15 protein-coding genes and 7 pseudogenes are annotated in these 23,535 nt (G+C 68.2%); 13 read left to right on the top strand and 9 right to left on the bottom strand.

Annotated elements, in window-relative coordinates; genetic code table 11:
- The first annotated feature begins 15 nt into the window (after positions 1 to 15).
- Together phbB and ACXI0D_RS05065 are read left to right on the top strand one after the other, a co-directional pair.
- Complete coding sequence (gene phbB / locus ACXI0D_RS05060; protein WP_005419193.1) at positions 16 to 756, top strand: acetoacetyl-CoA reductase; 741 nt, start codon at positions 16 to 18, stop codon at positions 754 to 756.
- Between the two features lie 228 nt (positions 757 to 984).
- The gene (locus ACXI0D_RS05065; protein ID WP_479642375.1) at positions 985 to 3,282 is read left to right on the top strand and encodes a TonB-dependent receptor; all 2,298 of its coding nucleotides are present in this window, start codon (positions 985 to 987) and stop codon (positions 3,280 to 3,282) included.
- Between the two features lie 438 nt (positions 3,283 to 3,720).
- Here ACXI0D_RS05065 and ACXI0D_RS05070 read toward each other — a convergent pair whose 3' ends face one another.
- Both ACXI0D_RS05070 and rsgA read right to left on the bottom strand, forming a co-directional pair.
- Positions 3,721 to 4,974, bottom strand: a complete 1,254-nt coding sequence (locus tag ACXI0D_RS05070) for a flavohemoglobin expression-modulating QEGLA motif protein (protein ID WP_049442898.1) — start codon at positions 4,972 to 4,974, stop codon at positions 3,721 to 3,723.
- A gap of 237 nt (positions 4,975 to 5,211) precedes the next feature.
- Positions 5,212 to 6,321 (bottom strand): ribosome small subunit-dependent GTPase A, encoded by a 1,110-nt coding sequence (gene rsgA / locus ACXI0D_RS05075; RefSeq protein WP_479642389.1) that lies wholly within the window; start codon positions 6,319 to 6,321, stop codon positions 5,212 to 5,214.
- Between the two features lie 114 nt (positions 6,322 to 6,435).
- On the opposite strand from rsgA, the gene ACXI0D_RS05080 reads away from it, so the two are divergent.
- From ACXI0D_RS05080 to ACXI0D_RS05090, 3 genes and pseudogenes are all read left to right on the top strand, one after another.
- A complete protein-coding gene (locus ACXI0D_RS05080) occupies positions 6,436 to 7,710 on the top strand; it encodes a pyridoxal phosphate-dependent aminotransferase (RefSeq protein ID WP_432592924.1) in 1,275 nt (424 codons plus the stop codon).
- A gap of 3 nt (positions 7,711 to 7,713) precedes the next feature.
- On the top strand, positions 7,714 to 8,331 hold the full coding sequence (locus tag ACXI0D_RS05085) for an SGNH/GDSL hydrolase family protein (RefSeq protein WP_119006769.1): 618 nt from the start codon (positions 7,714 to 7,716) through the stop codon (positions 8,329 to 8,331).
- Between the two features lie 4 nt (positions 8,332 to 8,335).
- A pseudogene (locus ACXI0D_RS05090) lies at positions 8,336 to 9,053 on the top strand (methyltransferase domain-containing protein).
- Between the two features lie 44 nt (positions 9,054 to 9,097).
- Here the strand turns inward: ACXI0D_RS05090 and ACXI0D_RS05095 are convergent.
- A pseudogene (locus tag ACXI0D_RS05095) lies at positions 9,098 to 9,878 on the bottom strand (polysaccharide deacetylase family protein).
- Positions 9,879 to 9,938: 60 nt separating this feature from the next.
- Between ACXI0D_RS05095 and grxD the strand changes: the two are divergent.
- A pseudogene (gene grxD, locus ACXI0D_RS05100) lies at positions 9,939 to 10,869 on the top strand (Grx4 family monothiol glutaredoxin).
- A 74-nt stretch (positions 10,870 to 10,943) separates the two neighbouring features.
- Here the strand turns inward: grxD and ACXI0D_RS05105 are convergent.
- Both ACXI0D_RS05105 and ACXI0D_RS05110 read right to left on the bottom strand, forming a co-directional pair.
- Positions 10,944 to 11,483 (bottom strand): DUF924 family protein, encoded by a 540-nt coding sequence (locus ACXI0D_RS05105; protein ID WP_049442892.1) that lies wholly within the window; start codon positions 11,481 to 11,483, stop codon positions 10,944 to 10,946.
- Between the two features lie 43 nt (positions 11,484 to 11,526).
- Entirely contained in the window at positions 11,527 to 12,303 is a 777-nt protein-coding gene (locus ACXI0D_RS05110; RefSeq protein WP_005414446.1) for an AMP nucleosidase, read from the bottom strand.
- A gap of 158 nt (positions 12,304 to 12,461) precedes the next feature.
- Between ACXI0D_RS05110 and ACXI0D_RS05115 the strand changes: the two genes are divergently transcribed.
- From ACXI0D_RS05115 to ACXI0D_RS05135, 5 genes and pseudogenes are all read left to right on the top strand, one after another.
- Positions 12,462 to 13,871, top strand: coding sequence for an amidohydrolase (locus ACXI0D_RS05115; RefSeq protein ID WP_049442891.1), 1,410 nt, complete (start codon positions 12,462 to 12,464; stop codon positions 13,869 to 13,871).
- Positions 13,871 to 15,131 (top strand): annotated as a pseudogene (locus ACXI0D_RS05120) (amidohydrolase family protein). Before ACXI0D_RS05115 ends, ACXI0D_RS05120 begins: the two are co-directional and overlap by 1 nt.
- A gap of 20 nt (positions 15,132 to 15,151) precedes the next feature.
- Positions 15,152 to 15,784: a DsbA family protein gene (locus tag ACXI0D_RS05125; protein WP_479642376.1), complete on the top strand. Its 633-nt coding sequence runs from the start codon at positions 15,152 to 15,154 to the stop codon at positions 15,782 to 15,784.
- Positions 15,785 to 15,879: 95 nt separating this feature from the next.
- The gene (locus ACXI0D_RS05130; protein WP_479642377.1) at positions 15,880 to 16,821 is read left to right on the top strand and encodes a DegV family protein; all 942 of its coding nucleotides are present in this window, start codon (positions 15,880 to 15,882) and stop codon (positions 16,819 to 16,821) included.
- Between the two features lie 77 nt (positions 16,822 to 16,898).
- Positions 16,899 to 17,237, top strand: coding sequence for a hypothetical protein (locus tag ACXI0D_RS05135; protein ID WP_049442934.1), 339 nt, complete (start codon positions 16,899 to 16,901; stop codon positions 17,235 to 17,237).
- A gap of 89 nt (positions 17,238 to 17,326) precedes the next feature.
- On the opposite strand, the pseudogene ACXI0D_RS05140 reads toward ACXI0D_RS05135, so the two are convergent.
- From ACXI0D_RS05140 to ACXI0D_RS05155, 4 genes and pseudogenes are all read right to left on the bottom strand, one after another.
- Positions 17,327 to 18,740 (bottom strand): annotated as a pseudogene (locus ACXI0D_RS05140) (efflux transporter outer membrane subunit).
- On the bottom strand, positions 18,737 to 19,819 hold the full coding sequence (locus tag ACXI0D_RS05145) for an HlyD family secretion protein (protein ID WP_479642378.1): 1,083 nt from the start codon (positions 19,817 to 19,819) through the stop codon (positions 18,737 to 18,739). Before ACXI0D_RS05145 ends, ACXI0D_RS05140 begins: the two are co-directional and overlap by 4 nt.
- 23 nt (positions 19,820 to 19,842) lie before the next feature.
- Positions 19,843 to 21,354 (bottom strand): annotated as a pseudogene (locus ACXI0D_RS05150) (MFS transporter).
- Positions 21,355 to 21,531: 177 nt separating this feature from the next.
- Positions 21,532 to 22,444, bottom strand: a pseudogene (locus tag ACXI0D_RS05155) (LysR family transcriptional regulator).
- Between the two features lie 142 nt (positions 22,445 to 22,586).
- Here ACXI0D_RS05155 and ACXI0D_RS05160 point away from each other — a divergent pair.
- Both ACXI0D_RS05160 and ACXI0D_RS05165 read left to right on the top strand, forming a co-directional pair.
- The gene (locus ACXI0D_RS05160) at positions 22,587 to 23,036 is read left to right on the top strand and encodes a universal stress protein (protein ID WP_479642379.1); all 450 of its coding nucleotides are present in this window, start codon (positions 22,587 to 22,589) and stop codon (positions 23,034 to 23,036) included.
- Positions 23,037 to 23,041: 5 nt separating this feature from the next.
- Positions 23,042 to 23,512, top strand: coding sequence for a hypothetical protein (locus ACXI0D_RS05165; protein WP_049442883.1), 471 nt, complete (start codon positions 23,042 to 23,044; stop codon positions 23,510 to 23,512).
- Positions 23,513 to 23,535 lie beyond the last annotated feature (23 nt).

The following is a 23,535-nucleotide window of genomic DNA, read 5'->3' on the forward strand; positions in this document are numbered from 1 at the left end:
AAGGAGCCTTCTGCAATGACGCTTCGAATCGCTTACGTCACCAGTGGAATGGGCAGTGTCGGTACTGCCATCTGCCAGAGCCTGGCCCGCAGCGGCCACACCGTGGTCGCCGGTTGCGCACCGAACTCGCCGCGCAAGGCCAACTGGCTGCGCGAGCAGCGCGAACAGGGCTTCGACTTCATCGCCTCCGAAGGCAACGCGACCGACTGGGCCTCGACCAGCGCCGCGTTTGCCAAGGTGCGCGCCGAAGTCGGTGAAGTGGATGTACTGGTCAACAATTCTGGCGGCAGCCGCGACCTGCTGTTCCGGCAGATGACGGTGGAGGACTGGAACGCGGTGATCGCCTCCAACCTCAATGCGCTGTTCAACCTGACCAAGCAGGTGGTCGACGGCATGGCCACGCGGGGCTGGGGCCGCATCATCAACATCGGTTCGGTCAGTGCGCACAAGGGCCAGATCGGACAGGTGAACTACGCCACCGCCAAGGCCGCGATGCATGGCTTCAGCCGTGCACTGGCCGCGGAAGTTGCCTCGCGCGGCGTCACCGTCAACACGCTGTCGCCGGGCTACATCGCCAGCCAGGCGATCAGCAGCTTCCCGCCGGATGTGCTGGACCGGCTGGCCGCTTCGGTGCCGGTGCGTCGCCTCGGCCGCCCCGAGGAAGTAGCCGGCCTGTGCGCGTGGCTGGCCTCGGACGAAGCCTCGTACGTGACCGGCGCCGACTATCCGGTCAACGGTGGCCTGTACATGGGTTGAGCCCTCCTCCACGCGACGCGTGGAGCGCCTCCCCCACGGAGTGCGCGGGGGCCGGTGAACCTTCGCTCGCGAGGGGGATCCGGCCCCTTTTTCATTCGGCGGCGGGACATGCGCGGGTGCCCTGCACCGTTCGTTGGTTTTTCGTAAAGAAGGTTTCATGTTCCGTTCGCATAGTGGCCATGCACCGCGCACCCGTGCCGGTGACCACCCCCAATGCAACGGACCACCATGCAGACCCGACACCTGACGATCGCCGTGGCGATCGCGCTCTCCGCCGCCGCCAGCGCCCATGCCGCCAACGCCGCCGATACCGGCGCCAGCACCGAGGCCGCGCTGAGCGCGCAGACGCTGGATACCGTCTCCGTGATCGGCCAGGGCGAGACCCGCCAGGTGCAGCGCATCACCGCCGTCGACAAGCAGGTGCTGCCGCCGGGCACCAGCGGCCAGAAGATCCTCGATCGCCTGCCGGGCGTGTCGGTGCAGTCCAACGATGCCTTCGGCGCCAACGAGGAATCGCAGACCATCAGCCTGCGTGGCTTCGACAAGAGCCGCCTCGGCTACACGCTGGACGGCATCCCGCTGGGCGACAACAGCTACGGCAACTACAACGGCCTGAGCATCGCCCGCGCGATCATCGCCGAGAACCTGGCCGGTGCCGAGCTGTCGCAGGGCATCGGTTCGCTGGGCGTGGCCTCGACCAGCAACCTGGGCGGCACCATCCAGTACTTCTCGATGGACCCGTCCACCGAATTCGGTGGTCGCGCCAGCGTCACCGTCGGCGACAACAACCAGCGCCGTGGCTACCTGCGCGTGGATACCGGCGACATCAATGGCTTCTCGGCCTATGTGTCCGGCGTGCACCAGGACCAGGACATGTGGGCCGCGCCGTACCAGAACCAGACCACCCGCCAGTTCAACGCCAAGGCAGTGTGGAATGTCGGCGACCACCGCTTCGGTGCGTTCGTGGCCACCTCGCGCGCCAGCCAGGCCAACTACGCCTACCTGTCCAAGGACATGCTGGCCCGCGGCCTGGGCTATGACTGGAACATCTACGCACCGGACTGGGACCGCGCCGTCGCTGCCGCGTACTGCGCGCCGGGCACCTACAACAAGGCGCGCTGCGCGTTCAGCGGCGGCGTCAACAGCATCGACGATGCGTACTACCAGAGCCGCGCGCTGCGTGACGACAACCTGTATTCGGTGGATGCCGACCTGCGCCTAGGCGAGCAGGGCCGCCTGAAGCTGCTGGCTTACCACCACGACAACCGTGGCCAGGGCCACTGGTGGGCACCGGGCCAGCCGTCCTACCCGGGCACCGACAAGATGCTGCCGATCTCGATCCGCAGCACCAACTACACGATCAACCGCGATGGCCTGACCGCCGCGCTGTCGTGGACGGTGGGCATCCACGAACTGGAAGCCGGCCTGTGGTACGAGCAGAACGACCACAACGTCTCGCGCAACTTCTACTACATCAGCGGCCCGTTCCTGGACGACCTGTACCTGAAGAACCCGGACCGCCTGCTGTTCAACCAGGACTTCGACATCCGCACGCGCCAGTTCTACGTGCAGGACCGCATGCGCTTCTTGGACCAGCGCCTGACCGTGGACGTGGGCATCAAGAGCCCCAACACCCGCATGCGCGCCACTGCCAAGCCGGGCGTGGAAACCAGCATCGCCTCGGGCACGCTGACCGCCAAGGAATCAGTGCTGCCGCAGGTGGGCGTGGGCTTCAAGCTCAACGCCAACAACGAGCTGTTCGCCTCGTATGCCGAGAACATCGCTGCCTTCGTCGGCGGTGGCAGCGGCGGCCCGCTGCAGGTGTCGCCGGAATCGTTCGCGGCCAGCGCCGGCCTGGAACCGGAGAAGTCCAAGAGCCTGGAAGCCGGCTTCCGTACCTTCGGCGAGAAGTACCAGGCCTCGATCGCCGCCTACAACGTGAAGTTCGACAACCGCCTGCTGTCGCTGAACCCGTGCTCGAGCATCGAAGTGGGCACGCGCCCGGAGTGCGTGACGCGCTTCATCAACGTCGGTTCGGTGAAGAGCTACGGTGCGGAACTGACCTTCATCTTCAAGCCGATCGACGGCCTGCAGTGGTACAACGCGCTGTCCTGGAACAAGTCCACCTACGAGGATGACTACACCTCGGGCGGCGCGATCGTTCCGGTGGCCGGCAAGATCACGGTGGATACGCCGCAGCGCATGGCCTCCAGCGAAATCAGCTGGAACCGCGACGGCTTCTTCGCCAGCCTGCGTGCCAAGTACACCGGCAAGCGCTACTACACCTACACCAACGACCAGTCGGTGCCGGGCGTGACCACCTTCGACGCCGGTGCGGGCTACGACTTCGGCCCGGGCCTGGGCCTGCGCAACGTGCGGGTGTCGTTGAACGCGACCAACCTGACCAACAAGCGCTACGCCGGCCAGCTGAGCTCGTTCGCACCGACCGATCCGAAGGGCACGCGTTATGCGATCCATGCGAGTGCACCGCGGCAGCTGTTCATGACGGTGGCGGCGGAGTTCTAAATCGAAAGCGGGCGCTGCGGCGCGTTGATTGTTCCTGCATGGCGTGGGTAGGCAGGCCCATGCAGGACACGCCGTAAATCCATCCATGGGGGCTCGATCGGCGCATCCATGCGCCTCACGGTCCTGCATGGGCCTGCCTACCCACGCTGGACAGTTCCCCGCGCCGGCGCGGAGGCAATGAAAAGCAAGAGCAAAAGCAAAGAGCCGGGCATTGCCCGGCTCTTTGCTTTTCAAGCTCTTCAAGCGCAATCCCTCTGGTGGATTGCTGGCCGTCTCGCGGGAAATTGTCTGGAGCGGGGGGCTTGCGCTGGCCAGGACCGTCCACGGCATGGATGCCGTGGCCGAGCCTACAGGGACGTACTTGCGGCGCGTCCTGGCCAGCGCATGCCCCCCGCTCTCCCCGATATCAATCGAGACGCCACAAGCCGCCAACGCATTTCATTCCGGCGCCAGCTGGTCCATCCGTATCCGGTTGGCGAACAGCGAGAACGCCAGCATGCCGGCCAGGCCGTTCGCCCGGCTCACCCAGTGCGGCAGCCAGCGCGGTGGCTTCAGTACACCCGCCTCGAACAGCGGCGCGAACGCGATCGCATCGGTCAGGCTCATCTTGCCCGCGAACAACCAGCGGCAGACCTGCAGGCGATCCTCGGCCAGCATGTGGCGGAAGAAGGTGTGCACCGACACCAGGCCGCGCAGGTACACCGTGTCCTTGGTGAACGCCAGGCCGCCACTCGGCGGCACGCCGCGGAACACGCGCTGTGCCGAGGCGAAGCTCTCTTCCGTGTTCTGCCCGGCATCGCAGAAATAGCGGAACACTTCGATGAAATCAGCGCCTTCGCGTGCCATCGCAATCGCTTCGGTACGCAGGCTGATGCGCTTCAGGCGTTCGATGTCGATGCTGCCGGTGATCTGCTCGGCGAAGGTGGCCAACCCTTCCTGGGTGGCCGTCACCCGCGGCGACGACAGCGCCAGGCTCGGCAGCACCGGCTGTTCGCGCCCGTTCAACGCGGTCAGCGAATGCACCAGCGCTTCATGGTGGAACAGCTGCGCGCGGTCGTAGGCGCTGAAGCGTGCACTGGTGCGCAGGCGGATGCGGGTCGGGCCGGCAGCGGCCTTGGAGACCAGCTCCGGGTCGAGCTGCACCTGGATGATGCGTGATTCGAAGAAGGCGTCCAGATCGTTCTGCAGCTGCAGCTGCAACGCAATGGCCGAGACCGGCACCTGCTCTTCCGGTGCCAGCAGTTCGTGGTCCAGCTCGGCGGCGATCTGGATGAAGTGGCGCGCCGCTTCGCGCGTGCTCGGGCCATTGCCCGGCAGCGGTTGCTCCGGCGCGCCGAACAGCTGCACCGAACAGGTATCGACGGCGGCGGTACCCAGCCCCTCAAGCAGCTGCGCGGCCAGGTCCCAGCTCTGCGCCGACTGTCGCACGTAGTGGCCCAGCGGATGGCTGTCATCGCAGTCGGCAGCGATCGCGGCCAGCGCGCGGCGTTCTTCGCTGAAGTCGAGCCGGGGGTAATCCACCTTCGGCAGCACCGGCTGGCCACGCGCCACGCTGTCCAGGAACGGTGCCTGCAGCGTGGCCGGCCAACTGGTCAGACCCAGCAGCCGGATGCCTCCCACGGCCTCGACCAGGCGCGCATCGAGCGCTGCATGGTGGGCCACCTCACGGTCCAGCGTCGCGGTCGGTTCCATGCGCGGACTATAGCGCTCTGCTCTTGCTTTGGGACGGGCGGAGCATCGGGCAGCTGCCAGCCTTGGTTGGCACCTACCATGAGCAGGCAAAGGCAGGCTTCGGACACATTCGTGCCAACCAAGGTTGGCACCTACCATGAGCGGGCAGTTAGCACCCACCCGAAGCAGGCAGACGCGAGTTCATTGCAGGGGTCAGAGCCCATTGCGGTGCAATGGGATCCGACCCCGCGATACCAATCAGCGCCGGCGCGGCTTGCCTGCCGGACGGAACTGCTGGCCCTTGCCCTTCTTGCCGCCGCGCTCCTGCGCGGTCTCGGCCTGGCGTACTGCCAGCTTGGCGGCAGCGGCGGCCACTTCTTCCTTCAGTTTGAAGTAGTTCAGCAGCCGGCTTTCTTCGATCTCACCCGCCTCGATCGCCGCACGTACGGCACAGCCCGGTTCCTGCTGGTGCTTGCAGTCGTTGAAACGGCACTGTGCGGCCAGCGCTTCGATGTCGGCGAAGCCACCTTCGGACAGCGTTTCTTCGCCGGTCGGCTTCAGCTCGCGCATGCCGGGGGTGTCGATCAGGCAGGCGCCGGTCGGCAGCGGCATCAGCGCGCGATGGGTGGTGGTGTGGCGGCCGCGCGAATCATTGGCACGCACCGCGTTGGTCTTCATCCGCTGCTCGCCGAGCAGGGTGTTGGTCAATGTGGACTTGCCGGCACCGGAGGAACCGACCAGCACCACCGTGCGACCAGGACCCAGCCACGGTTGCAGCACCGCCACGCTGTCGGCGTCCAGGCCGTTGATCGCATGCAGCGCGATGCCCTGCATCTCCAGCTCTTCCAGCACCGCCAGCGCATCCGCGCTGTACTCGGTCTGGTCGGCCTTGGTCAGCACCACCACCGGTTCGGCACCGCCACCGCCGACCAGCAGCAGGTAGCGTTCGATGCGGCGCGGATTGAAGTCGGCATCCAGGCCGCAGACGATGAACACCGTATCGATGTTGGCCGCGATCACCTGCTGGTGGTAGTGCTCACCGGCGGCGCCACGCTTGATCGCGGTGCGACGCGGCAGCAGCGCGACGATGCGGATGCCGTCCAGCAGCACCCAGTCACCCACGGCCGGCCGCTCATGGCTGGGGAAGCGCGGGCGCTGCCATTCCGGCAGCGACTCGGCCTTGATCGCCGCATCCGGGCCATCGGCCACCACGTAGTGGGTACGGTGCTGTTCGATCACCCGTGCCGGGCGGGCCTGCGGGTGCGCGGCCATCACGGCCTGCCAGTCGGCCTGCTGCGCCGGGCCCGGCCAGGGCCAGCCGATGGTCTGCAGGGCGATGAAATCGGGGGTCTGGGTCATCGCCGCCATTCTACCTGCGCCGGCGCCCTGCCAGCCCAGCAATGACAAGCCCGGAGCCCTTGCCATGCACTGCAGCAATTCCGGTAGGATGGAATCCCCATGCCTTTTGACGGCCCAGCCCCCATGTCCACCCTCTCGCCCAAGCCCCTGGCCATCCGCGAGCGCCTTTCCGAAGTGCGCTACGAAATCCGCGGAGAACTGGCGCGGCGAGCCCGGGAGCTGGAGGCGCAGGGCCGCAAGCTGATCAAGCTCAACATCGGCAACCCGGGCAACTTCGGTTTCCGCGCGCCCGAGCACCTGCAGCGCGCGATCGCCGACGACATGGGCCGCACCGACCCGTACACCCACCAGCAGGGCCTGCCGGTGGCACGCGAAGCCATCGCGGCGTACTACGCCCGCCGTGGCGCACCGGATGCGCATCCCGACCGTGTGTTCGTCGGCAACGGCGTCAGCGAACTGATCGACCTGTCGCTGCGCGCGCTGCTCAACCCGGGCGACGAAGTCCTGGTGCCCTCGCCGGACTACCCGCTGTGGTCGGCCTCGACCATCCTCAATGATGGCCGCCCGGTGTACTACCGCTGCGCTGCCGAGAACGGCTTCCAGCCGGACCCGAGCGAGATCGAGACGCTGGTGTCCTCGCGCACCCGCGCCATCGTGCTGATCAACCCGAACAACCCCAGCGGCGCCAGCTACCCGCGTGAACTGCTCGAGCGCGTGGTCGAGATCGCGCGCCGCCACAACCTGCTGTTGCTGGTCGATGAGATCTACGACCAGATCCTGTACGACGATGCGGTGTTCCAGCCGGTCGCGCCGCTGGCCGGCGACCACCCGTGCCTGACCTTCAGCGGCCTGAGCAAGGTGCACCGTGCCTGCGGCTGGCGCGTGGGCTGGGCCCACCTCAGCGGCGACGACGCGCGCCTGGGCGACTTCCGCGCCGCGCTGGACCTGCTCGGCGCGCTGCGCCTGTGCGCCAACGTGCCGGGCCAGTACGCCATCGAGGCCGCAGTGAATGGCCCGGACACCATCTCCGAGCTGTGCACCCCGGGTGGCCGCCTGTATGAAACCCGCCGCGCGGTGATCGAAGCCTGCGAAGCCAGCGAGCACCTGTCGCTGGTTGCGCCGGCCGGTGCGCTGTACGCGTTCCCGGCCGTGGTCGGTGCCGCCGCCAAGGGCTTCGACGACCACAACTTCGCGCTGGACCTGATGAACAACGAAGGCGTGCTGGTGGTACCGGGTTCCAGCTTCAACGTGCCCTACCGCCATCATTTCCGCGTGACCCTGCTGCCGGAAGCCTCGGTGATGCGCGATGTGTTCGCCCGCATCGACCGCGTGCTGGCCCGCCGTGCCGAGGACGCCACCAAGGTCGTGCCGCTGAAGCCACGCCGTTCGGTGGCCTGAGCCGTGGCGCTGTCCTACCTGGCGCTGGGCGACTCGTACACCATCGGTGAAGCGGTTGCAGTCGAAGGCCGCTGGCCACACCAGCTGGCCGCCGCACTGCGTGGGCAGGACGTGGCGCTGGCCGACCCGCAGACCATCGCCACCACCGGCTGGACCACCGACGAGCTGGACGCCGGCATCGATACGGCCGCACCACAGGGCCCGTTCGATTTCGTCAGCCTGCTCATCGGCGTCAACAACCAGTACCGCGGCCGTCCGCTGGACGAGTACCGCGTCCAGTTCGAGGCCCTGCTGCGGCGAGCGATCGGCTTCGCCGGCGGCCGCCCCGGGCGGGTGCTGGTGCTGTCCTTCCCCGACTGGGGCGCGACCCCGTTTGGCACGGGCAGTGGCCGGGACCTGGCCACCATCGAGATCGAAACCGACGAATTCAATGCGGCCGCCGAGGTGATCAGCACCCAGCAGGGCGTGGCCTTCGTCGACATCACCGACATCAGCCGTGACCACGGTGACGACCCGGCGATGATCGCCGAAGACGGCCTGCACCCTTCGGCGCGGATGTACGCGCTGTGGAGCGCGCGCGCGCTGCCGGTCGCCGCACACCTGCTCGGCGGAACGGACTGAGGCGATGGATGGCACGCCACGGAACGGCCCGCCCCTGCCCTGCACACCCCTGAGCGCCGCGCAGGCCCGCGCGATCGCCGAGGCGTTCCGCCCGGTACAGGCCTGGGGCAGCCGCCGCGACTACTACTACACCCGCGGCAAACTCGGCAGCGACCCGTTGTACGACGGCGTGCTGCAGCATCTGCCTGACGACGGGCATCCACTGCTGGACCTGGGCTGCGGGCTGGGCCTGTTCGCCCATGTGCTGCGCCAGCGCGGCCGTACCCAGCGCTACCTGGGCGTGGACGTGGATGCCGGCAAGCACCCGCGCCCAGCGTGCCGCCACCGGCCTGCACGATGTGCGCTTCGACTGCCTGGACGTGCAGGCACCGCTGCCGGCGCAGGTCGGGCACGTGCTGCTGCTGGATGTACTGCAGTACCTGGATGCGGGCCCACAGCAGGCACTGCTGCGCGCGGCCAGTGCACGGGTCGCTCCCGGCGGCCGCCTGCTGCTGCGCACGCCACTGGCCACCGGCGATGGCCGCGACCGCACCACGCGGGTGGCGGACCGGCTGGCCTGGCTGGTCGGCTGGATGGGCACGCGGCCGCGTCATTACCCCGACCCGCAGGTGCTGCAGGCGACATTGATCGAGGCCGGATTGCAGGTGACGGCGCCCCGGCCGCTGCATGGGCGAACCCCGTTCAACAGCTGGTTGCTGGTGGCCGAACGCCTTGTGCTGTAGAGCCGAGCCCATGCTCGGCTGCCCCAAGCGACCAGAACCCTGGGTCACAGGGCCGGCAGCTGCGCCTTCAGGCCACGCTCGTCCAGCGCCTGCAGCACGCGCTCGATGATCGCCAGGTTGTGGCCGTGGGCGGCCCCTTCATGCAGCAGCACGATGGCGCCCGGGCGCAGGTCCGGCAGCAGGCGGTCGAGCACCCCCTGCGCCGTGCAGCCGATACCGTCGAAGCCGCGTGCGCTCCAGCCGACCCGGACCAGGCCCAGCCGTTGCAGCACCGGTGCCACGAACGGATTGGTCATGCCCACCACCGAGCGGTACCAGCGCACCGGGCGGCCGCTCACCGCCTGCAGGGCATGCTGGCAGCCCTCGATCTCGGCGCGCATCGCCGCCGGGCCCAGCCGCCAGAAGCGCGCCTGCGGATGGCTGTGGCTGTGGTTGCCCAGGTCGTGGCCGCGGCGCAGGATCTCCTGCACCAGTTCCGGCTGCGCCAGCGCGCGCTCGCCCACCAGGAAGAAGGTGGCACGGGCCTGGTGGCGGTCCAGCAGGTCGAGCACGGCACGGGTTTCCGGGCCAGGACCGTCATCGATGGTCAACCAGACGCTGTCCCCGGCCTCCGGCATCCGGCTCAGCACCGGCGCGTAGAAGCGGCTGTTGGGCAGGAACACCGGCACCATGAACAGTGCGTGGCTGGCCACCATCAGCGGCAGCCCCCAGTGCCAGCCGGCCAACGCCCAGGCCAGGATCATGGCCAGCTGCGACGCCACCAGCCAGGGCAGCCAGCGCCAGGGCCGGGTCGGGATGCTACGGCAACGTTCCTGCGTTGCTCATCCCCCATGATGCCATGAGGGTTAGAATTGATGATCTCGAATTCCCGGAACCCCGACGTCCATGTCCCTCGATCCCGCCCTGCGTTCGCGCATCGAATCCATCCTCAACGCCAACCGCGTCGTGCTGTTCATGAAGGGCCAGCCGTCGATGCCGCAGTGTGGTTTCTCGGCCAAGGCCGTGGGCGCCCTGCAGGACCTCGGCGTCGAGTTCGCCCACGTCAACGTGCTGGCCGACCAGGAAATCCGTGAAGGCATCAAGGCCTATGGCGACTGGCCGACCATCCCGCAGCTGTACATCGACGGCGAACTGGTCGGCGGCAGCGACATCGTGCTGCAGATGGCGGCCAGCGGCGAGCTGAGCAGCGTGCTGGGCCTGGCCGCGCCGGACCGTACCCCGCCGAGCATCACCGTCACCCCGGCAGCCGTGGAAATGCTCAAGGGCGCGCTGGCCGATGCCCCGGGCGCGGCCCTGCAGCTGTCCATCGACGCCGGTTTCCAGCCGATCTTCCAGCTGGCCCCGCACGACGAAGGCGCCATCGCCGCCGAGTCCAACGGCCTGCGCGTGCAGTTCGACCTGGCCAGCGCCCGTCGCGCCAACGGCATCACCATCGACTGGGTGGACGACATCCGCGGCAAGGGCCTGGCCATCGACAACCCGATACGCGCCCTGAAGCCGGTGCAGGAAATCAGCGTGCGTGATGCCGACGACCTGGTGCGTGCCGGCAACATCACCCTGGTGGACGTGCGCCCGGCCGACGAGCGTGAAATCGCCGCCGTGGGCGTGCCGTTCAAGACCTTTGACGGCACCGGCCGCGCCGCGCTGGAAGCCCTGCCCAAGGACACCGCGCTGGCCTTCATGTGCCACCACGGTGGCCGCAGCGCGCAGGCCGCCGAGCAGTTCCGCGCCCTGGAGGTTCACCAAGGTGTTCAACGTCACCGGCGGCATCAACGCCTGGTCGGAAGACGTCGACAACGGCGTGCCGAAGTACTGATCGGCAGCGGTTGAAACCTGCGAAAAACGCCGGCGAACGCCGGCGTTTTTTTTGCATCCACGCACGGCGTGGATCTACCCCGCAAACCCGCCTTCGGCCAGGTAGTCCAGCTCTTCCGGCGAAGGAATGCGGCCCAGCACGGCGTTACGGTGCGGGAAGCGACCGAAGCGGCGGATGATGTCGCGGTGCAGCTCGGCGTACTGCAGGTATTCCTTGTCGCCCAGCACATCGAACATCGCTACCGAGCGGTCCTGGTCCAGCGGATCCTCGGAGTGCTCGAACGGCAGGTAGATGAAGGCGCGCAGCTTGGGTACCAGCTGCAGGTCCAGGCCTTCCTCGATGGCGCGCATGGCGTAGTGCCGGGCCAGGCCGTCGGTGGCATAGGAATGGGCGCTACCGCGGAAGCAGTTGCGCGGGAACTGGTCCAGCAGCAGCATCAGCGCCAGTGCGCCCTCGGCACTGGCCAGCCAGTGTTCGCGCGCGCGCGAAGCGGCTGCGAAATGCTCATCCAGGAACAACTGGCGGAACTGCGCGTCGAACGCATCGTCGCGGGCGAACCACTTCGCAGGGCCCGCCTCCTTCCAGAATTCCACCACTTGCGCGGCAACGTCCATCACCTACTCCCCAGGGCCGGCGCGCCGCGCCAGGCCATCATCATCATTCGTCGAAGCGCAGGTGGCGGACCGACTTGCCGTTGCGCCGGATAAGCTTAAGCGCCTCGATACCGATCTGGATATGGTTTTCCACGAACTGGGAGCTGACCTTGGCATCGGAGGCCTCGGTCTTGACCCCGTCGGGGATCATCGGCTGGTCCGACACCAGCAGCAGCGCACCGCTGGGGATGTGGTTGGCGAAGCCGGCGGCGAACACGGTGGCGGTTTCCATGTCGATGGCCATGCAGCGCATCGCCCGCAGCCGCTCCTTGAACGCCTCGTCGTGCTCCCAGACCCGGCGGTTGGTGGTGTAGACGGTGCCGGTCCAATAGTCGTGGCCGAGGTCGCGGATCATGGTCGAGACCGCACGCTGCAGCGCGAACGCCGGCAAGGCCGGCACTTCCGGCGGCAGGTAGTCGCCCGAGGTGCCCTCGCCGCGGATCGCCGCGATCGGCAGCACCAGGTCACCCAGCTGGTTCTTGCGCTTCAGGCCACCACACTTGCCCAGGAACAGCACCGCCTTGGGCATCACCGCCGACAGCAGGTCCATGATGATCGCGGCATTGGGGCTGCCCATGCCGAAGTTGATCATGGTGATGCCGTCGATGGTGGCACTGGCCATCGGCCGGTCCAGGCCGATGACGGGGGCGCCGGTCAGCTCGGAAAAGGTATGCAGGTAGCCCCCGAAGTTGGTCAGCAGGATGTGCTGGCCGAACTGGTCGAGGGGCACGCCGGTGTAGCGCGGCAGCCAGTTGTCGACGATTTCCTGCTTGCTCTTCATGGGCGGTGGTCCGGTGTACGGCGTGGGGACCGGCTATTTTCAGCCAGCCGGGCGGCCCCGTCGAGGCATTGCCGGCACGCGTGTGAAGAAGGTCACTTGGCAAGCACGCCGCCGTCCGGCTAGCGTCGGCGGCTGGACTACGCTGCGAGGGGAACTGCATGGCATCGACGTTGTTGCGCGCCGGAGTAACACTGGCGCTGCTTTCATTGAGCACCGCGCCCGCAGTAGGCGCCTCGCGCTTCGTGGCTGATCCCTACCCCAGTACCTACCAGGCCCATCCCGATGCGCCGGTACTGATCCAGAACGCCACCGTGCTGACCGGCACCGGCCAGCGCCTGGACAACGCCGACGTGCTGCTGCGCGAGGGCCGCATCGTCGCCGTGGGCCGCCAGCTGCAGGCCGATGCCGGCGTCACCCGCATCGATGCGCAGGGCAAGTGGGTCACCCCGGGCCTGATCGACGTACATTCGCACCTGGGCGTGTACCCCAGCCCGGGCGTCGGCGCGCACAGCGACGGCAACGAGATGACCGCACCGGTCACCGCCAACGTCTGGGCCGAGCACTCGGTGTGGCCGCAGGACCCGGGCTTCGCCACCGCATTGGCCGGCGGCGTGACCAGCATGCAGGTGCTGCCGGGCTCGGCCAACCTGGTCGGTGGCCGTGGCGTGACCCTGAAGAACGTACCGGCCATCACCTACCAGGCGATGAAATTCCCGGGTGCTCCGTGGGGGCTGAAGATGGCCTGCGGCGAAAACCCGAAACGGGTCTACGGCGAAGGCAAGGGCGTCGCCCCGGCCACGCGGATGGGCAACGTCGCCGGCTATCGCGCCGCCTTCATCGATGCCGCCGACTACATCGCCAAGAACAAACCCAAGCCGGCCAAGCGCACGGGCTGGTTCGGCAGCGACAAGGGCGACAGCGCCGGTGATGCCGGCGGCAAGCGCGATCTCAAGCTGGACACGCTGGCCGGCGCGATCGAAGGCGACATCCGCGTGCATATCCACTGCTACCGTGCCGACGAGATGGCCACCATGCTCGACCTGGCCAAGGAATTCGGCTTCAAGGTGGCCGCGTTCCACCACGGCGTGGAGGCCTACAAGCTGGCCGACCGGCTGGCCGCCGACGGCGTCTGCGGTGCGCTGTGGGCTGACTGGTGGGGCTTCAAGATGGAAGCCTTCGACGGCATTCCGGAGAACATCGCACTGGTCGACCGGCCGAAGAACAGCTGCGCCATCGTCCATTCCGATTCACCCGAAGGCATCCAGCGCCTGAACCAGGAAGCGGCCAAGGTGATCGCCGCTGCGCGCCGCGCGCACATGCCGGAGATCAGCCCTGAACACGCCATCACCTGGATGACCGCCAACGCCGCCAAGGCGCTGGGCATCGAGGGCCAGACCGGCACCCTGGAGGCCGGCAAGATGGCCGATGTTGTGGTGTGGAACGGCAACCCCTTCAGTTCCTACGCGCTGGCCGAACAGGTCTTCATCGACGGCCGCCGCCTGTACGACCGCAGTGCGCCGGCAGCGACGCCGCGTTCCGATTTCCAGCTCGGCCAGGAGGTGCACTGATGGGCGCGTTGAACAAGCGTCGCCGGGCATGGCTCGGCGCTGCGGCCGTGGTGCTGGCCTGCATCTCCGCATCCGCGCAGGCGCAGGACCTGCTGGTCCGCAACGCCACCGTGCATACCGCCGGCACGCGCGGCAGCCTGCAGCACACCGATGTGCTGGTGCAGGGCGGCATCATCCGCGCAGTCGGCAGCGGGCTGTCCGCACCGGCCGGTGCCAGCGTGGTCGAGGCCGATGGCCGCCCGCTGACACCGGCGCTGTTCGGCGGCATCACCGAGATCGGCATCGAAGAGGTCTCCGGCGAAGCGAGTACGGTCGACAGCACGTTGAAGATCGGCGAACAACCGTTGCGCCCCGAATTCGATGTCACCCTGGCCTACAACCCGGCCTCGGTGCTGATCCCGGTGGCACGCCTGGACGGCATCGGCTTCACTGCCCTGGGGGCGGCCACCGGTGGCGGCTTCGTTGCAGGCCAGGGCGGCGTGATGCGGCTGGACGGCACGCCGATCCCCTCGGGCCGCGCGCGCTGTTCCTGCGCCTGGGGTCGGCCGCAGTGGAGCTGACCGGGCATTCGCGTGCGGCGCAATGGATGCTGCTGCAGCAGATGGTGGACGAGGCGCGCGGCCAGGTCGCCGCAGACTCACCGCATGCACTGCTGACGCCGGCCGGGCGCCGCACGCGGGCCGCTACCTGGCAGGCCAGGGCCGCATCGTGGTGGAGGTGGACCGCGCGGCAGACATCCGCCAGCTGCTGCGCTGGGCCGCCCGCGAGAAGGTGAAGATCGCCATTGCCGGTGGCAGCGAAGCCTGGCAGCTGGCGCCGGAGCTGGCGGCCGCGCAGGTGCCGGTGTTCGTCGACGTGCTGTCCAACCTGCCGGCCAGCTTCGACCAGATCGGTGCAACGCTGGAAAACGCGGCACGCCTGCAACGTTCCGGCGTGGGCATCTCGTTCGTGCAGCGTGGCGACGCCTCGCACAATGCACGCAAGATGCGCCAGCTGGCGGGCAATGCCGTGGCCAATGGCCTGCCCTGGGCCGACGGCCTGGCCGGCCTGACCCGGGTGCCGGCGCAGGCGTTCGGCGTGGGCGACCAGATCGGCAGCATCGAGCCGGGCAAGCGCGCCGACCTGGTGCTGTGGGAAGGTGACCCACTCGACGTGGCGCACTATGCCGAACAGGTCTGGCTGGGCGGCCGGGCGATGCCGATGCGCTCGCGCCAGACCGAACTGCGCGACCGCTACCTGCTGCGCAACGCGCAGCCCTGACTGCTTGCAAGGAACCGCCAATGGCCACGCTGCGCTGGTACTTCGACTTCGTCTCGCCCTATTCCTACCTGCACTGGCAGAAGCTGAAGCGGTTGCCACAGTTTGCCCAGATCCAGACCGTGCCGATTGCCTTCGGTGCCGTGCTGCACCACCTGGGCAACCTCGGGCCGGCCGAGATTCCGGCCAAGCGCCGCTTCATCTACCGCCAGCTGCAGTGGACTGCGCAGGCCGAGGGCACACCGCTGCGGTTCCCGCCGGGCCACCCGTTCAATCCGCTGTCCGCCCTGCGCCTGTGCCTGGCCGCCGGTGGCAGCGTGCAGGCGGTGGACATGCTGTTCGACTGGATCTGGCGCGACGGCAATGCCGCCGACGGCGCCGAGGCCCTGCGCGAACCGGCTGCGCGACTGGGGATCGAGGATGTCGCCAGTGCCGTCGCCGACCCGGCGGTCAAGGAACAGCTGCGGCGCAACACCGAGGCCGCCATTGCGGCCGGCGTGTTCGGCGTGCCGACCCTGGCCATCGATGACGAACTGTTCTGGGGCAACGACCCCCACCCGCTGATGGCGGCGGTGCTGGCCGATCCAGGCCTGCTGCAGCAACCCGAATGGCAGCGCCTGGCCAGCCTGCCGGTAGCGGTGCAGCGCAGTCGCTGAACAGGGCGTGGCGCGTTTCGCTCGCGCGCCACGCCAGGATTTGAGATAGATTTCACGTTTCCGAACCTACAACCGCCCTGGAGGGGGAGCCGCGGATGCGCATCGGAATCGTCGTCGACTCGGCCTGCGATCTGCCGCAGGACTTCATTGCCGAGCACAACATCGTGCTGCTGCCGATCACCGTACGCATCGGCGAAGCCGTGCTGGCCGATCATCGCGATAAGCAGGCCACCCTGAGCTTCCTGCACGCGCATGTGGCCGAACATGGCGCTGAAGCGGAGACCATCCCCTTCAGCGTCAACCAGATCCGCGACCTGTTCCTGCAGCAGCTGGTGATCGATTACGACCACGTGTTCTGCATGACCATCACCAAGACCCGCAGCCCGATCCACGACAATGCGCTGCAGGCCAGCTTCGCCATCCTCAATGATTACAAGCCGGTGCGGCAGGCAGCGGGCTACAACTCGCCGTTCGCGCTGCGCGTGCTCGATACCCAGAACCTGTTCGCCGCGCAGGCCGTGACCGCGGTGGAGGCGGTGCGCCTGCGTGACAGCGGCGCCAGTGTGCAGCAGATCCGCGAGCGCCTGGAAGAACTGGCCGGCAACGTGCACGGCTACATGATCACCCGCGACCTGTACTACATGCGCGCACGTGCACGGCACAAGGGTGACCGCAGTGTCGGCCTGCTCAGCGCGGCGCTGGGCAGCGCGCTGGACATCAAGCCGGTGCTGCACGGCTACCGGGGCGAGACCGGGCCGGTAGCCAAGATCAAGGGCTTCGACAGTGCCGTGCAGAAGCTGTTCGCGGTGGTCGGCCAGCGCGTGCGCGCCGGGCTGATGACGCCGACGGTGTGCGTCAGCTACGGCGGCGAACTGGACGAGCTGCGCACCCTGCCCGGCTATGCACAGATGAAGGAGGTCTGCGCCGGCCACGGCGTGACTGTGTACGAATCGGTGATGAGCCTGACCGGCATGGTCAACGTCGGCAAGGGCGCGGTCACCGTGGGCTTTGCCGATGGGCCGCATCGGTTCGAATGAGCGCTGGCCACGGCCGGAATCTGCACATCGATTCCACCGCGGTTGTGCCAGCCTTGCCGCACTTCAAGGAGAACTCCATGCCTGCGCAGTACCACATCAGCCTGCCCGACCCGTCCAAGGCCCGCGGCAACGACCCCGACCTGTCCTTCCATTCGCAGGGCGCCGCCGGTTTCGCCGAAGAGCTGCAGGACGCCCTGCGCAGCGGCACGCTGTTCGAGCGCTGGAAGGCCAAGCAGCCCGACCCGGATGCGGTGGAACCGCAGTGGGGCGTGACCGACCCGGATGCCATCGTGACCGGCGAGCAGAAGGACCTGCGCATCAACCTGGTCGCCATCACCCGCATCGACAGTGACGTGTTCAAGCAGCGCCTGCGCCTGCTGGCCGGCCACCACTGGGAACTGCGCGACGTGCGTTGAGGCCCCGCTCTGGTAGTGCCGGCCGCTGGCCGGCAACCGCAACAGCCATCAAGGTGCCGGCCAGCGGCCGGCACTACCCCAACGATTCCCTACCAGCCGCCGCCCAGCGCGCGGTACAGCTCCACCCGTGCGATCGCGGCCGTGGCCTGGCTGTTGGCCAGCGCGGCCTGGTTGTCCAGCGCAATGCGCTGGGTACTCAGCACATCCAGCATGTCGACCACACCGGCCTGGTATTGCCGGCGCGCGGCACCCAGTGCGGTCTCGCTCTCGTCCACCGCCACGTGCAGCTGCACGGTGCGCTGCTGCTCCGCTGCGTAGCCATCGATGGCGTCGTCCACTTCATGCCACGCCTGCAGCACGGTGCGGCGGAACTGCAGCGCCGATTGTTGCTGCTGCAGCCGGCTCAGCGCCAGATTGGCCTTCAACCGGCCACCCTGGAGAAGATCGGCAGGCTGATCGACGGCCCGATGCTGAAGCGATGTGCGTTCCAACCGTCCAGATCATCCAGCTGCTTGGCCTGGAAACCAGCGTCGCCATTCAAGGTGATGCGCGGCAGGAAACTGGCCTTGGCCACGCCGATGCCGGCCGTTGCCGCATGCAGTGCCGCTTCGGCACGACGGATATCCGGGCGACGCTCGGCCAGTTCGCTGGGCACGCCCACCGCCACGGCCGGCAACGACGGCCAGTCACGGCGTACATCCTGCAGCTGCGCGTCCAGCGCCTGCGGCGGCTGTGCCAGCAGGAACGCCAGTGCATTGCGCAGCTGCGATTCACGATGCCGCAGCGGCGCGATGCGCGCCTGCAGCGATGCCACCTGCGCTGATGCGCTGGACACCTGCAGCGTGCTGGCCACGCCCTGGCGCTGGCGCGCCTCGGTCAGGCGCTTGATGTCATGCGCGATGCTGAGGTTGTCCTCGGTGATCGCCCGCAGCTGCCGGGTCGCGCGCAGCTGCAGGTAATCTCGCGCGGTTTCCGCCAGCAGCGCGATGCGCACCGCGTGTGCATCTTCCTCGGCCATCTGCACGCGTGCATCGGCCGCTTCCACCTGGCGGCGCACGCGGCCCCACAGATCCAGTTCCCAGCTCAGGCCAATGCCGGCCTGGAACAGCCCGTAGTCGTCACGGCCACCGTTGCCGGACGGATCGTTCAGGCCCACTTCGCTGTTGCGTGCACGCACGCCACTGGCACTTGCACTGACACTGGGCAGGCGATCGGCCGCGCTGATGCCACGCGCGGCGCGGCTCTGCTGCACGCGGTTGGCCGCCAGCTGCAGGTCCAGGTTGGCCTCCAGCACCTGGCTGGCAAGCTGTCCCAGCAGCGGGTCGTCGAAGCCGGCCCACCATGCGGCGTCCCGATCGATGGCGTTGCCGGCGACAGCCTCACCCTGCCAGTGGCCGGGCAGCTCCGCCTGCGGGCGTACGAAGTCCGGACCCATCGTGCAGGCAGCCAGGGCCGTGCACAGGTGGCCGCAACGATGGTGCGGAACACGGTGGCGGCGCTCATGCGCCCTCCCCGCCCTTGTGGCCCGGTCCGTGCTGCACGCTCTGTGCGCGTGCGCGGCTGCCCAGGTCAACGCTGGCTTCCACCGACATGCCGGCACGCAGCTGGTCCAGCAGCGGCTGGCCCGGCTCCAGCACGATCTTCACCGGAATACGCTGCACCACCTTGGTGAAGTTGCCGGTGGCGTTTTCCGGCGCGACGGCTGCAAAGGTGACGCCGGTGGCCGGCGCGATGCTGTCGATGTGCCCGCGCAGCGGCGTGCCCGGGAACACGTCCACCTTCAGTTCGACCTGCTGGCCGGCCTGCATGCGGGTCATCTGCGTTTCCTGGAAGTTGGCGACCACGAAGGCGCGCTTCAGCGGCACCACCGCAGCCACCGGCGTCCCCGGGGTCAGGTAGGCACCCACGCGCATTGCACGACGACCGACCATGCCATCGATCGGCGCGCGCAGCACGGTGTGCGACAGATCCAGTTCGGCGCGTGCCTGCGCCGCTTCTGCGCGCTGCACCGCCGCCTGCGCGGCCTGCACGCCGGCGGTCAGGATGTCGGTGCGCTGGCGTGCGGTCGACAGTGCGGCCTGGCCCTGCTGCAGATGGGCACTGGCCACGGCCTGCTTCGATTGCGCCTGCTGCGCGTTCTGTACGGTGCCGGCGCCGTCGCGGGCCAGTTCGCGGTAGCGCTGCTGGTCGGCGCTGGCCAGGGTCAGTTCGGACCGGCTGACATCGACACTGGCCCTGGCCTGCTCGATCAGCGAGTCCTGCTGGGCCAGTGCAGCCTGTGCGTTGGCCAGCTGTGCACGGGCATTGGCGAGGTCGGCGCGGGCTGCCTGCAGGGCGACCTGATAGTCGCGGTCGTCGATGCGGGCGAGCACGTCGCCGGCCTTCACCGACTGGTTGTCCTCTACTTCCACGGCACTGACGAAGCCGGCCACCTTCGGTGCGACCACGGTGAAATCCGCATTGACGTAGGCGTTGTCGGTGCGCTGGTAGCGCCCGTCGCGCAGCAGCAGCCAGCTGCCGATGGCCAGGACCAGCACGCCCAGCACAAGGCCGGTGTTGAGGGTTGTCTTGTTGAGGCTCATGAGGGAGTCCTTACGAGTGAGGGTCAGGCCACGGCACGTGGCGGATGGACACGGGTGGCCCACGGCAGCAGCGGCAGGCAGCCGAGGGACACCAGCGCGACCAGCCAGTACAGATCCGCCGAGGTGAGCGCCTGTACCTGGGCGTGCAGGCGCGCGGGCAGATCGGCGCTGGCTGACAACCACGGCTGGTTGCCCAGGTGGTCGACCAGCGCGGTGGAATGGAGGTGGCGCCGTGACTGTCCGACCGCATCAAGCACGCCACCGGCAAACACCGCCGAAAAGCCTTTCACGGTGTTGAACCAGGCCGAGGCATAAGGACCGTCCTGCGGCGCCAGGCCGGTGGTCGCCAACAGCAGCAACGGCAATACCGCCATCGGCTGCGCCACGACCTGCAGCAGTTGCACCCACAGGAAGGTGTCGCGGTTCCACTGCACATCCAGATGTGCCCCCATGAAGCATGCCGCCGCCAGCAGCACCAGCCCGGCCGCCTGCACCCAGCGGCAATCCACCGCATGCTGGTTCATCAGCGCAGCCACCAGCGGCAACGCAATCGCCTGCGGCAGCGCCACCCACAACAACATCGGCGCGGTCTGCAGCGGGCGGTAGCCCTGCACGCCGGCCAGGAAGCCGGAGGGGATGGCGATGACCGCCAGCAGTACGAACAACACGCCCACGCAGGTGACCAGCGAATAGCTCAGATTGCGATGGGCCAACAGTTGCAGCTTGAAGAACGGCAGCGGGTGGAACCACTCGTTGATGAAGAACAACGCCAGCAGGCCGGTGCCGCCGCCCAGCAGCACCGCGATCAGCGGTGAGTCGAACCAGTTCAGGCGTGCGCCCTGGGTCAGGCCCAGCACCAGCATCACCAGCGCCGGCAGCCCCAGGGCCAGGCCCACGCCGTTGAACTGGGCAAAGCGCTCCAGGCGCATCGGGTCCTGCGGCAGGCCCCAGCCGACCATCACCATACCGGCCATGCAGAACGGCACGATCTGCCAGAACGCGAACTGCCAACCCGCGTGCTCGACCCATAGCGCGGCCAGCGGCGTGCCCATGCTCGGCCCGAATGTTGCGGTGAGCGCGTAGCCCGCCAGGCCATACAACTTGATGCCCGGCGGCAGGAAGCGCAGCGCCACGCTCATCAGTAGCGGCGGCAACGCACCACCGGCCAGGCCCTGCAATGCGCGCAGCAGCAGGAAGGTCGGCAGGTTCGGCGCCAGCGGACAGCACGCCCAGCACCATGAAGGCGGCGATCATCACCAGGCCGAAGCGGCGCAGCGAAAAGGTGGCCGCACACCAGGAGCGAGGCCATCGCGCTGACCGACATGGCGCTGTAGATGCCGGTGATCCAGTTGCCGTCATCGGCACTGAGATCCCATCCCACCGCGGATGTCGGCCAGCGCGACCTTGGTGACGTTCTCGTTGAAGCCCGACAGCAGCACCACCAGCAGCACGCCGCACAGTCCGACCACGATGCGGCGATCGAACGCAGGGGCAAGTGGGGCGGCCGGGGCCTGTGGCACGGTGATCGCGCTCATGGGCGCGGGCCGATCCGTGCAGCGCACGGCAGGTGAAGCGACATGGCGTGCGCTCCGTGAATGTGGGGAGCGCAGTCTAGGTCGGCCTACTACTGCAAAAAATGGCGTGGAGGCAATGCCAGGCGTGCGCTGGGCGCACGGGTCTGGCGGGGGTGCCGACCGCTGGTCGGCACACGATTACACAGCGTCGGCGTCGCACATGCTCTTGATCGCACGGCGCAGCCAGCGGTGCGCCGGGTCGTTGTCCAGAGCGCGGGTGCCAGGCCTGCACCAGCGCCACCGTGCGTACTGGCACCGGCAATGGGAACATGCGCAGTGGCAGCCCCATGTAGGCGATGCGATCGAGCATCACGCTGGGCATCTGCGGCAGCACCAGGTCCGAGGCGGCTGCAGCGAAGATCGCGCCATGGAAGGTGGGGATGACCATCGCCACCCGCCGCTGCAGGCCCAGCTGTGCCAGTTCGTCGTCGATCGGCCCATGCGCGATGCCGCGCCGCGAGACGGCGATGTGGTCACAGGCGGCAAACCGCTCGGCGGTGATATCGCCGTCGAACAGCGGATGATCCTTTCGCGCAGCGCCCAGCAGTGCCGTGGTGAACAGGTTCTGCACCTTGGTTTCCTGCGTATGCTTGCCGGCAGTGCTGATATACAGATCAATCCGGCCCTGCACCATCGCGTCGTCGTCGGTATCGCCTTCTGGCATGAACCGCAACGTGCAGCCTGGCGCCTGCTGGCGGAACACTTCCCGCAGGCGGCCGCCGTAGCTGCCGATGAACACGTCGTTGGCGTGGATGCTGAAGGTATGTTCCAGAGTCTGGATGTCCACCTCACGTCCATCGTTCAACACCCGGTGGGCCTGCTCGATCACATCGCGTACCCTGCTCGCGCAGTTCCAGCGCGCGCGGCGTCGGCGCCAGGCCGCGACCGGCGCGTACCAGCACCGGGTCGCCCAACGCGTCGCGGATCCGCCCCAGCGTGCGGCTCATGGCCGGCGCGCGTACAGATTCATGCGCCGGGCCGCTCCGGCAACGCTGCCCTCGTCCAGCAGGACATCCAGGGCCAGCAGCAGGTTGAGGTCGGGCAGGGGCATGGCAGTCTCCAATGGATGGAATGGACTCTACGACACTCCAAGTAAAAATCGATTGTATTCGGTGCACTTATTGCCTGCACCGCACGGCATGGGTGCGCGCGGCGACATCGGCGACCATCCCCGGCCTGCCAAGGAGACACCCATGTTCAACACCCTGCTGGTCGCCCTCTTGGACGGCGGCCCCCAGCACGCACGCGTGCTGGACCTGGCCGCGGCCATCGCCGGCCCGCGCAGCCGCCTGCACCTGGTGTGCGTGCTCGACCCCGAATTCGCGCTGGCCGCCGACGCCAGCGACGCCGACCGCCTCGAGTACCCGGAAGCCGCGCGGCAGCGCTCGCAGGCCGAGGCGGTGCTGGCCCAGGCCCTGGCCGAGCTGCGCGAGCGCGGCGTCGATGCCATCGCACAGATTCCCACCGGCGACCCCGGCGAAGTGATCAGCGAACAGGCGCGGCGCCTGAAGTGCGACCTGATTGTCATCGGCCATCGCCACCTGTCCCGGCTGGAACGTCTGTTCGAACCCTCGATCGGGCAATGGACCATCGACCACGCGCCCTGCCCCGTGCTGGTGGAAACCCGCGACCCACACCCCTAGCCCCCATGGCCCCACGTTCCCCGTTGTTTCCTACCCGGGTCAGCTACCGCGCCTTCGGCCGCCAGTTCGGCCGCGGCGAACAGGCACTGCTGAGCGCGATCCGCCAGCTGCGCGATCCCGATCTGCAGCCTGACGGCCTCGCCCAGCTGAGCGCGCTCGGGCTCGATGCGGCGGGCTGCGACGCCTTCATCGGCCTGTTGCCGCTGCTGGCCACGCCCGCCGCCCCCATCGATCTGCTGCCGGCCGGCTCGCCGTTCATTGCCGCCAGCGAACTGGACCTGCTGGTCTGCCTGCTGCGCATCGCGCAATGGCGGCATGCACGGCCTCGCGAGGATCAACCGCTGGCAGCGCTGCGCCAACAGCTGGCCCGCTGCGCCAGCGCCGTGCAGGCGGCAAGCCTGCCGCTGCGGCAGCGCTCGTTGTCACCGGTCGGGTTGAGGCTGCTCGATCCCGGCGGCTGGGTGCGACAGCGATGAGCCAACCGCTGTACGACCGCGCC

Source organism: Stenotrophomonas sp. C9D9, assembly GCF_056491205.1.